Annotated in this window: 9 protein-coding genes and 1 other RNA gene; 1 reads left to right on the top strand and 9 read right to left on the bottom strand. The window is 31.1% G+C overall.

The annotated features are described in order from the left end of the window. The 7 genes from galE to ACI3VO_RS13445 all read right to left on the bottom strand — a co-directional run. Positions 1-926, bottom strand: a 926-nt coding sequence (gene galE, locus ACI3VO_RS13475) for a UDP-glucose 4-epimerase GalE (protein WP_439758415.1), incomplete at its 3' end; no start/stop codon positions are given. 206 nt (positions 927-1,132) lie between these two features. Further along, positions 1,133-2,611: an SH3 domain-containing protein gene (locus tag ACI3VO_RS13470; protein ID WP_439758414.1), complete on the bottom strand. Its 1,479-nt coding sequence runs from the start codon at positions 2,609-2,611 to the stop codon at positions 1,133-1,135. 291 nt (positions 2,612-2,902) lie between these two features. Beyond that, positions 2,903-4,894 carry a M20/M25/M40 family metallo-hydrolase gene (locus ACI3VO_RS13465; protein ID WP_439758413.1) on the bottom strand — a complete coding sequence of 664 codons (1,992 nt, stop codon included), beginning with the start codon at positions 4,892-4,894 and terminating at the stop codon, positions 2,903-2,905. Positions 4,895-5,145: 251 nt separating this feature from the next. Further along, positions 5,146-5,486, bottom strand: an RNA gene (rnpB, locus tag ACI3VO_RS13460) — RNase P RNA component class A. A gap of 122 nt (positions 5,487-5,608) precedes the next feature. Continuing rightward, a complete protein-coding gene (locus ACI3VO_RS13455; protein ID WP_439758412.1) occupies positions 5,609-6,649 on the bottom strand; it encodes a CAP-associated domain-containing protein in 1,041 nt (346 codons plus the stop codon). A gap of 100 nt (positions 6,650-6,749) precedes the next feature. Next, entirely contained in the window at positions 6,750-7,805 is a 1,056-nt protein-coding gene (locus tag ACI3VO_RS13450) for an acyltransferase family protein (RefSeq protein WP_439758411.1), read from the bottom strand. A gap of 106 nt (positions 7,806-7,911) precedes the next feature. Then, on the bottom strand, positions 7,912-9,147 hold the full coding sequence (locus ACI3VO_RS13445) for a nucleotidyltransferase domain-containing protein (protein ID WP_439758410.1): 1,236 nt from the start codon (positions 9,145-9,147) through the stop codon (positions 7,912-7,914). Positions 9,148-9,409: 262 nt separating this feature from the next. Here ACI3VO_RS13445 and ACI3VO_RS13440 point away from each other — a divergent pair, with 262 nt between their 5' ends. Continuing rightward, entirely contained in the window at positions 9,410-10,423 is a 1,014-nt protein-coding gene (locus ACI3VO_RS13440) for an LCP family protein (protein WP_439758409.1), read from the top strand. Positions 10,424-10,558: 135 nt separating this feature from the next. On the opposite strand, the gene ACI3VO_RS13435 is transcribed toward ACI3VO_RS13440, so the two are convergent. Beyond that, a complete protein-coding gene (locus tag ACI3VO_RS13435; RefSeq protein WP_439758408.1) occupies positions 10,559-11,206 on the bottom strand; it encodes an RloB family protein in 648 nt (215 codons plus the stop codon). A gap of 2 nt (positions 11,207-11,208) precedes the next feature. Continuing rightward, the coding region (locus tag ACI3VO_RS13430) for an AAA family ATPase (protein ID WP_439758407.1) at positions 11,209-12,336 on the bottom strand (1,128 nt) is incomplete at its 5' end.

The following is a 12,336-nucleotide window of genomic DNA, read 5'->3' as shown; positions in this document are numbered from 1 at the left end:
AGCTCTTTTTCTGCCTTAGTTGGATCTGCATAGCACATTGCTATATCTCCAGCTCTTCTACCTACTATTTTATATGGAATTTTAACTCCACTTGCTTTTTCAAAGGCTTTGACTAAATCAAGCACGCTGTATCCTTTACCTGTACCTAGATTATATGTAACAAGCCCTGGATTTTGTTTTAACTTTTCAAGAGCCTTGACATGTCCTATAGCTAAATCGACTACATGTATATAATCTCTAACCCCTGTTCCATCAGGAGTATCGTAGTCATCTCCAAATACGCTTAGCTCTTTTAATTGACCTATTGCAACCTTAGTTATATAAGGCATTAGGTTATTAGGAATTCCATTAGGCTCTTCACCTATAATTCCACTTTCATGAGCTCCAATAGGGTTAAAATATCTAAGTATAGCTACATTGAAATCTTTATTTACTTTGCATATATCTCTTAGAATATCTTCTATCATTAACTTTGTATTCCCATAAGGATTTGTTGTCGATAATGGAAAATCCTCTTTTATTGGACAAGATTTTGGATTTCCATATACAGTGGCAGATGAACTAAATACAAATTTATCCACACCAAATTCTCTCATAAGCTCTAAAACTGTTATTGTATTTACTAAATTATTGTTGTAGTAATCAAGCGGCTTTTCTACAGATTCTCCAACAGCTTTAAGTGCAGCAAAATGTATAACTGCATCTATTTTATTTTCTTCAAAAATTTTTCTAAAATTTTTTTCATCTCTAGTATCTACATTATAGAATTTAACTTTTTTACCAGTAATTTTATTTATTCTATCTATTACAATAGAACTACTATTGCATAGATTATCGGCAATAATTACTTCATATCCCTCGTTTATTAATTCAATAGTAGTGTGGCTCCCTATATATCCAGCACCACCAGTAACCAAAATATTCACTTTTAATCCCTCCCAATATTTTCTATGTTTATGCTTGACCAAAATTATAAATATAATTTCCTATGCATTATAAAATATCATACTTAATAAGTTTAATCAATAAATCTTATTATTAAAAGTCAGCATTAAATTCAACATCAAAAGGAACTGCTCCATAAATATTATGCACAGTTCCCCCAATTATTATACCTATATTATTTAAAATTTTACTTTATATACAATGCTGAACAATAGCCTGTATATGAGTTGTATTTCACTTTTACCCAGCCATTTTGTTCTTCATAAACCTCTACAGTACTGTTTTTAGGTATTGTAACTAAAACTGAATAAGAAGTAGATGGTCCTTTTCTAAGGTTCAAATTTTCTTTTGTTGTACCTTGTCTATAAGTACCTGTATCTTCAGATGTTTCGTCTTTGGAACCTGAAGATCCTAAAGGTTCATCGTTTAAATAGTAAGCTAACACCCATCCTGTTTTATTATTGTATATAACCTGAGCCCAAGATGCATCTGAATTAAATTTTATAAGTGTAACTTTTGTATTCTTAGGTATTTGAGATATTAGACTACTAGTTGAACTATCGCTAACTCTAAAATATACTGCTGAAGTAGTATAAAAATCATCTCCCAAAGCTTGACTAGGAACTTCATAATCAGGATTTGTATCCTCCTCATCCACAGTATCTGCTTCATTTAGATAATCAGAATTTACCCAACCAGTTTGACCGCTGTAAGTTACCTTTAGCCAATTTTCATCTAAAGTAATTTCAGTTGCTTCGATTTTTGTTCCTTCAGGAATTGTAAGAATTCCCTGATAAGATTGACCAGGACCCTTTCTCAAAGTTAAATTCGCTGTTGTTATATATTTCCCTGAGAATTTTTGAGTTTCTTCATCAGGCTTGTCACTAGGTTCTTCTGGTGTTATAGGTGTAGATGTTTCATCTAGCTTTATATATTTTACTGATATCCAGCCTGTTTGGTTGTTGTATTTTACTTGTGCCCAGCCTCCATCTGTTGAAAAGCTTATCGGCGTAACTACTGTTCCCATTGGTAGCGTAGTTATTCTCGCATAGCTAGTCCCTGGACCTTTTCTCATATTTAAATTTCCTGTTGTCTTGTATTTTTTACCTGTTTGATCCGGCTTATCGCTAGGCTCTTCTGGTGCTATTGGCGCAGTTGTCTCGTCTAGTTTTATATATTTTACTGATATCCAGCCTGTTTGGTTGTTATATTTTACTTGCACCCACTCTCCATCTGCTGATATCTTTGTAGGTGTAACTACTGTCCCTAAAGGCAATGTAGCTATCCTTGAATAACTAGTTGACGCTCCTGTTCTCATATTCAAATTTCCAGTAGTTTTGTAATTAGAATTTAACTTAATTTCATTTGTAGTACTTTGAGTTTCTTCCTTTTTTAAATAATCTAAACTTACCCATGCCTCTTGAGAATTATATTTTATTTTAACCCATTTTCCGTCAGATGATTTTTCAATTGCTACAACTTTTTCTCCTTGATTCAAAGTTCCAATTTTTGCGTATCCAGTTCCTGGACCTTTTCTCATATTTAACCTATTTGTTGTAATATATGTAGTTTGTTCTATTTTATCAGCTGAAGATATATTATAATTAATGCCAACCATAGATGCGGTAATTAAGCTTCCTAAAATAACTTTATCAATTCCTCTCATTATCTTCCCCCATAAAAACAACTTTTGTATTTTTCGAAATTTAATTTTAGTTAAAATTGTAATATCTGTATAGTTAGAATTTAGCACTTTTAATTTATATTCGCAAGGAGTTTAATATATTCTTAAAATTCTTTATTGGTTTAATGTTATTATTCACAGTTTTAGAAATTTTATTCATTTATTTTCAAAAAAATTTATCAAAAAAGCACTACTCCTTGTGCCCTTAATCACACCTTGAGTAGCGCTTTATTTATATTATAAAATAATTTTTGTTAAATTATTTCATTCTAACTATTTTACTTTTATGTATTTAGGTAAACTATATAAACTATAAACTTTTTGTCCGTCTACTGTTCTATAAGCTCTAACCTTGAAATAATATCCTTTTTTACTAGTTAAACTAGATTTAGTGTAGTAAGTTTTATCTGTGTCTTTTATTAATTTATATGTTCCATTTTTAGAAGTTGCCATATAAATTTCATATCCATCTGTTCTCTTACTTACTTTGCTATCATAAGTTAATTTAACTTTTTTAGTAGTTGTTGATAAAATAACTCTTGGTTGAAGAGGATTAGTAGTTGCTTTAATTCTGTCACATTGTGCTCCTATGTAATTTTTACCATCAACTTCTTTATATGCAGCAACTTTATAGTAGTAATTAGTTGCTGAAATTAAGCTAGAATTTTTATAAGTAGTTGTATCATTATCGTGAATAGTAGCTATTAATACATATTTTTTGCTTGAAGTACTGTATTTATAAACTTTATATCCATCAGCATTTTCTACTTTATCCCAAGATATTTCTAAAGAAGTAGCTGCCTTTTTAGTTGCAGTAAGTCCTGTAACATCTTGTGGTAATATACTAAATGTAGCTTTAGCTAAACCTACATAATCGTTCATTCCTTTTACAGTAACATTAGCTGTTCCTATTTCTTTATTATTTGAATAACTAACAGTATAATCAGTGCCTTCAGCTAATACTTTGTCGCCGTCTTTTACAACAACTTCTGGTCTTCTTGATTTACCAGTGTAAACTTGATTTTCAACTTCTATAGTAGCATTTGATATAGAAGAACCAGCATTGTTCATAGCTTCATTTAACTTAGCTGTAGCTTCATCTATTACAGATTGATCTTTTAATAATACATATTCAGTTTTATTTACAGCTTTTGCTTCTTTTAATGCAGCTTGGAAAGCAGCATAAGCAGTATCAGAGAAGCTTGTTTTGTCCATATCATTAGCTTTTTCAATTGCTTCTTTTAATGCATCTTTAGATGGAGTTATTAAACCATCAGGACTTACTTGGCATAAAACTGAATCTAATAATGTACAGAAAGCAGTTATTGTATCTTTTCCACGAGTTCCCCAAGTAGATTCGATAAATTCTAAGTTATCTCTTTCTGAACTATGCATTACTTCACCTATTTCAGTTTCATAAGCTCCTGAACTACCCCATTCTGGATGATTTGGATCATCTAAAACGTCCCAGTTAACTGCTTCAAAATATAAGTAAGGCATTTTATTTCTGAAGCTAGCGTGGTCACTCCAGTTACCAGTAGATGGACTTGGATAATCATAGTTTAATTCAGTATTATTAAGTCTCATTTCAGTTCCTAAAGCATTTGATAATTCCATAGCTTGTTCAACTGGCCATGTATCTTCAACTTCACCAGTTTCTTCGTTGTAGTTACCACTGTAAATATAACGATAAGTACCAGCTAAAATACTATCCATATTTATCATGTAAAGAGTATTTTCAACTTCTTCAGCTGTCATAGCATCTGAATAAGCTTTAGAACCTCTAAGACCTGCTTCTTCAGCTCCAAAGAATACAAACTTAATAGTGTAAGGAGTTTTCTTATTTACAAATCTCTTTGCAGTTTCTAGATTTACAACTGTACCAGATCCGTTATCGTCAACACCATGAGTTCCAACACTGTCATAGTGAGCTCCTACAATAACTTCTTTAGAAGATTCACCTTTTTTAGTAACTATTACGTTTTGAGAATTATAAGTTACATCTCTTCTAGTATAGCTAAAAGGTTGAACTTCAACTTCATAACCAAAAGATTCTAATTCTGCTTTTAAATAATCAGCCATTTTTTTCTCTTGATCAGTACCTGCTCTTCTTTCAACTAAATTCTGATCTATATATTGTAATACACTGTAAGCGTATTCGCCATAGGAATCAGTTGTTTCTTCCGCAAATGATAATGGTGCATAGGCAAACATGCTGAATACCATAGTCACAGCCATTAAAATTGCTAGTAATTTTTTCTTCATGATTTTCCCCCCAGTAATTATATTATCAAATAATTTCAGATTAAATTAACTAACCTATTTTTATTTTAGTCCATTTTACAAAATTTGTCATTTATTTTTTCAATATTTTGTAAATAAATATATTATAACGTAAATTCCAGCAAAAATTTGTCTTTTCAGATTATTTTGAAAATTTATTCAATGCTATTCATCGACAATTTTTTATACAAAAAAACTGCAATCATAAAAATTGCAGTTTCTAATATCAGATTCAATTAAGCAGATCTATAAGCGGAGTTCTGTATTTGATAATCATCTTTCTAGACTTATTGTCACCAATAAGTTCAAGCGGCCTACCTACCGGAGGATGCGAGCAACATCCTTTTTGCCCTATCTTGGCCTTGCTCCAGGTGGGGTTTACACGGCTCGACTAGTCACCTAGTCGACGGTGAGCTCTTACCTCGCCTTTTCATCCTTACCACAAAAGTGGCGGTTATTTTCTGTTGCACTTTCCTTAGGATCACTCCCACTAGGCGTTACCTAGCACCCTGCTCTATGGAGCTCCGACTTTCCTCACGCAGCCAAAGCTGCCCGCGATTATCTGGTCTACTTAATCGAATTACATATTATCATACCTAAATTTTTATGTCAATGTTTATATTTATATATTTTATATGTAATTTTTAGCTTTTTAATATGTTATTAAATTTTCATATTATTTCTACTTACTTAGCACTATCTATAGAAATTTTGAGTCAGATACATATTAGTACTGCCACCAAATGCAACTCCAACACCTACATATTTGTAGTCTCCTAGTATATTAACTCTATGTCCTTCTGAATTCATCAATGCATAATGCGCAAATATCGCACTAGTCTGACCTGCAGCTATATTCTCTGCTGCTCCAGTATAATAGATATTGTAGTCGTGCATTCTATCAAATGGACTTTGATTTTTCAAATTTTGATGTGCAAAGTAATCATTATCTCTCATATCTTCACTATGTGATCTAGCGCATAAAGTCGCCTTTTCACTATAGGAAACAGTATTTAAATCATGCGCTACTCTCTCTGAATTTATAAGGTATCTGTTTGTATTTTCAAAGTCATCTGTCACCGAATTATCCTTTGTGTATATCCCAGACATGCTTTTTTCTATGTCTTTAGATATAATTTGTATTCCAACTATTTTATTATCTTCAAATGAATCGTAAAATGCCGTTATGTAGCTATTATTTGCCTCTATTAAGCTGTAATAATCTTCATTTATAATATATCTAGTATTTCCTATTTTTCTATATGTCAAAGGTTCATAAGCTTTCAAAACCTGTGATTTAGTCTCTCCAAGCTTTATATCTTGGCTTTCGGTTGAATCCATCGTGTTACTAAATAAAGCCACGACTTTATCATTAGATATACCTACCATGCAAAATCTAGTGTAGTCTTGATTATATACATACCATTTAAATCCGTATTCGCTGCCTTCTATCTTGTCCGGTTGTCCCATTTTTGAAATTAAGTTATCTAAATTATCGTCTAATTGTACATTCTTGTAGTTTTGTACAGTGGTTGAGCCTGAGTTACTTTCTTCTATGTTTTTATCATTGCCATTTTCTTGTTTATTTATACCTATATTATCTAAATTTTTTTCATCATCTTTTTTTAATATTTCAACCTTAATATAATCAGTCAGATCTCCTGCAAATTGTTTTATTTCACTTTGAAAGAAAATTATCCCGGCCAAGATTACAAGGATTATAAAAAACTTTTTCACTATAGCCCCTCCTCCTTTAATTAGACGCAACAGGTGCGCGATAGTATACTACTAATATAATAAAATGGTATCTCACATAAAATGAAATACCATCTTTAGGCTATCTACCTCCAGTTAATACCATATAAAATCTATTCATAAATCTTCTCAAGAACATTGCCACTAATATACAGACGATTATCGAAATAACCGGAGCTACAAAGAATATTATCAAGCTGCTGATATCAGTAAGTGGCATAACCTTAAACCATAGCTTCTTTAAGATTGATTGGAATGGTATATGGAAGAAATATATAAATATTCCGTATTTTGCTATATCTATTTTCTTATCCTTTATACTGCTTATTCTATCGTAAACAAGCCACATAAATGGAACTCCAAATAGAATTACGGCATTTTCCGCCAAGTCTAATAATGGCAATTCAGTGTACATAAGTACAGTTCTAACTATGCAAGATAATATGTACAATACCCCTAAAACTACTACATGCTTATCCTCTATATCTCTAAAATGCAAATCTACCTTATTAATAGCTAAAGCCGCACCTATTGCGAATATTGTAAATGGATAGTTGAATATTTGTAAGAACCATATTCCTCCAAACATTTCTGAAATCGGATATAAAAACCATATTACAACTAATATAGGCAGTGATTTTTTACCAAGTGATTTGATTATATAGTAAAATACAGGTGTCAATATCACATCTAGCATCAACGATCTTATATACCAAAATTGGTAAGGAAGCGGATATACGTATGTATTTACAAATAATTCCTTAAGAGTATAATCTGCTATTATTCTATCTGAGAACAATGCTCTACCAATCGGCAATAATTCAACTAAATACAATATAACTAACCAACCTGTACACCATATCACATATGGTATAAATAAGCTGTGGAATCTGCTTTTAAATTTGTACTTCCACTTTTCCATAGATGGTACAAAGTTATAAAAAAACAAATATCCTGATATCAAGAAAAACATAGGGACTGCTACCCTGACAATACCTTGCCCTATAAAATTCTGTACTAAAGAATTAACACTTACTACACTTTGAGTAGTATCTAGATTGTTCGAATGTAGTAAAACTACAAAGAACGTCATAAATAATGATACATTTTTTATCTTGTTACTAATATATTTATCCATTTAATGCGTACCTCTTCCCTCTTTATTATAGTCAAAATCTAGATTAAAAATACCATATTTCTAGCATATTTTCAACTTACAACAACATTACAATTTTCTTAAATCGCTATTTGATTATCTTATACTCCTTAAGTAAGGCTATTCTCTGCTTGCCAAGCTCCATCGTATTTATATAAGAGCTTGAATTATTTTCATTCTTCTTCATATAAGAGAAAATTCTCTGAATCCAAGCCACCGGAAGCAATACAGGATATTTTTGTAAGTAAGTGTATCTTCCCTTTAAATAATCTACACTTGGAAATACAGCCTTAAATCTATTGCCACTGCTGTTGTCCTCAACTGCATCAAGGGTCATAAGCGCAGTATGCTTTCTGTCCATAGTACTAGCGCCGAAAACACCTGCATCTAATATATCTGATATCAGCGCATCACTATTTATGTAATATTTGCCTGATTTCTTTAAATCTTCAAATCTATAATGCTCATCTGGATAAACCACCTTGCTATCGTCAAATCCTAAATATTTCAAACTGATATCTATCAAATTAAGTGCAAAGGTATCGTAATTTAATTTTTTCAAATCACTCCAAAACATTTCCCAATCGATAAACTCACCGTAGCTCTCTATATATTTAAAAAAGTCGGCAACCTGTCTTATACCAAAGCCTCCAGTTAAAAAATGCTTCATATTATGAAAAACTATATATATAAGGTGTTGCTGATGTGATAAGGTCGAAATAGCTACACCATCTACATCGATTTCTATGCTCTTTTCAAAAATATCATCAAATAAATCATTCAAATGACCATAAGCCTTGGAATCCTCAGAAAAAAGACTCTTACTAACCTCGATACAAAGTCCTGTATTACTGCAAAAATAAGCACACTCCTCGCCTTTATCGATAAATTCAAGTCCTTCACCTGTAAGAATTTCCTTAACTCTGTCGTAATCCTCAGCACAAACTACAATATCCTCATCAGCAGACATCCTATCATCTGGATTATTGTACATATTTCTGAAAATTATACCTTTAAATACTAAAAATTTTACATTTTCTTCACGTAACTTTTTATACAGCTCCAAAAATCTGCTAGTTCTCTGGATTTGAGAGAAAATAAGTTTAAACGCCATCGACTTAAACATCGCCTTAAATCCATCTTCTTGCTTTTGAAAAAAATCCTGACTATACACCGCATTATATATCATAGGTACGACATGGTGTATCTCAGATAATTTATATATGTATATTAAATCGTTAAAGCCTATTTCTTCGCCCTCGTAAGTTTGATCCTTTAACGATGCTTTTAACAAATTCAAAAATTGTAAATTAACCTTCTGCATCATTACCTCCACATTAGTATTTTTAACAAAATATCGTAATCTATACAAATTTCCTTCCTAAATATATTAATATTTTTACCCTAACATTTCAATAAATACCGAAAATATATTTTCCTTATTGAATCAACACTTTTTGTTGTCTATAATTGAATTAACAATAATTTTAGCAAGGCAAGCATTAACATGTAAAATTTGCCAACTAAAATAAACTACAGGGGGAGGTGAACCGCTGCGATATACAAATTATCAGCAGCATTAATATTTGAGTAAATTTAAAGAGTTTTCAACATTTAAAAAAATCGTAATAATATTAGTAGCACTACTTATATTGATTCCTTTGATAACTTTCATGGTTGTATTTTTCAGAATACATTCAGCACAAGTAGACGACACCTACGAATCTCAATACAACAAAGTAGAAGGAGTCACAAACATACTACTATTAGGAACAGACGGTCGTGAAAATGAGCTCGCATACAGATCTGATGCAATGATGATATTAACTGTCGATGCAAACCACAGCGACATAAAATTAACATCTCTTGCTCGTGATACATATGTGGATATCCCTGGTCATGGCAAAGGAAAATTAAACGCAGCATACTTCTGGGGCAAAGAAGATCTACTATTTGAAACTATAGAAAAAAACTTCAACATAGGTATAGATAAATTCGTCCAAGTCGATTTCGACGACCTAATGAACATAATATTCGTAATAGGTGGTGTCGATGTAGAGATTGAAAAAAGGGAAATAAAATCTCTAAACGACGGTATTCCTGGAGCATACGAAGCATGTACATATGCTGATAAAGGCGAAATGCAGCTTATAAAAGGTGAAGGTCTACACACATTAAACGGATATCAAGCAATCGCATATGCACGTATGAGATACCTTGACAACGGTATATACAGAGACCAAAGACAACGTAAAATAATCTCTGGTATGTTCGATGGAGTCAAAGATCTATCTATGGCAGAATATCCAAAGCTAATAAACAGTCTACTACCATATGTAACTACCAACGTATCAGTAGGCGAAATGTTAGACCTAGCATTTACTTCTTATAGCTTTGCAAATGCGGACTCAATTAAACAAGCCGAGTTCCCAATCATCGACGACAAACACGTAAAAGGCGGTAAATACAAGGATGCCGGCTGGGTATGGCTATACGATGTAAATTCTATATGTGTACTTCACGACTTTATATACGACGATATAATGCCTGAAGACAATGAATATCTAAAGGATGACAGCAAAATCGAGCTAAATTATTAATGGTTAAGTAGGATTATATATGTAGTTTATCCAAAATTTATTTGTTTATACATGATAATGTAATTTTTTTAATATAAAAGTGATATATAAAATCGTATTCTTACAATTTTGTATATCACTTTTTATATTTAGGTCTTATTCATCTTTTATTTTATTTCTAATTTCTTCTATCAGCTTATGAACTGTCGTACAAGGATTCATAGATGATGGTTTTGTATACCCATCTGATTCTTTTTGCTTATATTTCTGATTTGCTAATTTTATAGCTTCTTTTTCATTTCCAAAATTATAAAGATCTGAATAAATTGTTTTAGATTTTTTCTCATAATTCTTTTTACCGGTTTTCTTTTTAAAAGTATTTTCAAATCCTCTACAGCAATCTACCGAATTATTATAAGTAGGCATTTTACCAAAATATGCTTCAAACCATATTTCTATACATGGATTAGACCAACCTACATTTATATTATTTTTAATTGCTTTTTCTATTAGAGAATCAAAATTTTTGACTTCATCTCTATCTAATACGATCCATGGTATCGCATATTGAGGATGTTGCGAGGTTTCTTGCTTACAATCATCTACTAAATCATATGTTCCTGTTTTCTTTACCTTTATAGTAAGATTATTCTTATATTTAGATGAAATAGAATCTTTCAATCCATCAAAATAATTTTTCTCAGTTTCTTCAGTATCAGTAAAAATAAGATAATACCCTAATTCAGGCTCACGTTTATTAATAGTTCTTTGCTTTCTTTTTCCAAGTCTATCTTTTTTAGCCATATTTATTCCTCCTTAAGAATCTTCATATTCTTTAAGATAGGAATAGCGCCATATTTTCCTAACAAATAATTTTTTTCAAAACTCTCATCTTTTCTAATTTTAGAACCATCTTCATTCTTAAAATCAGCCAATGAATACAAACTAGATATTCCATTAGCATCTTTATCAGTAAACCAAACTGCATCTCTTCTCAATAAATCATTCGACAATTGCCATGTATCATGTGTTGTAAAAACAAGTTGTGCATGATTAGGATTTAACTCCGAATTCAAAAAAGTCAAAATAAAGTTTCTAACCAGTAAAGGATGTAATTTTGCATTTAATTCATCTACAAACAACACACTTCCTTTTTTCAATACCTCTTGTAGCACCGGATATAATGAAAACATTTTTAAAGTTCCTGCTGATTCATCACTTAATGAAATATGTGTTTTTTCATTAGAATCTATCATATTATGATAAGATTTTATTAAATACTTCTCATCATCTTCTTCTAATTCTACCTTTATTTTTTCAACATCAAATGCTTTTATAGAATCGTCAAAAGTTGCAATATAATCAAGTACATCTTGTTGTATATTTTTATCTTTTTCAAAATTTTTAGGTAGCATTTTAGATCTAAAATATGTCTCAATTGGATCTCCAAAATCAACAATTTCATTATTTAAAAACCAATCTCGAACAAGTTTTAATTTATCAATTTTTAATTTTGCTCCAAGAGAAACAACTAAAGCTTCCTTCTCTAATGACACTTCTATATTTTTTCTCCATTTCGAAGGTATTCCATCTAACTCCAATTCATCTTCATTTCTATAAAAAATACTTCTATATTCTTTACTTGTCTTCGCTTTACAATTAAGCCATTCTTCTGTAACCCTCTCTTTATTCACACAAAATCCATAATTATAAACTTTAAATGTATTGTCATTAGGCTCCATAAAAAATACCTCAAAGGTTGATTCGTCATTTTCTGATACTTTGTCAAAAGCAAATGGAGTAGTTTTTTTATAAGAAGCCTCTTGTTTGCCATCACCACCAAATCCAAATGATTCCAATACATAATAAGTCATATACTGAAAAGCTTGATACACATTTGACTTTCCACTTGCATTAGCTCCATATATCGCTGA

The sequence above is a fragment of the Intestinibacter sp. genome, from assembly GCF_051866655.1.
Classification (GTDB): domain Bacteria; phylum Bacillota; class Clostridia; order Peptostreptococcales; family Peptostreptococcaceae; genus Intestinibacter.
The sequence above is the reverse complement of the archived record's forward strand: the minus strand, read 5'-3'. Positions and strand labels throughout refer to the sequence as shown.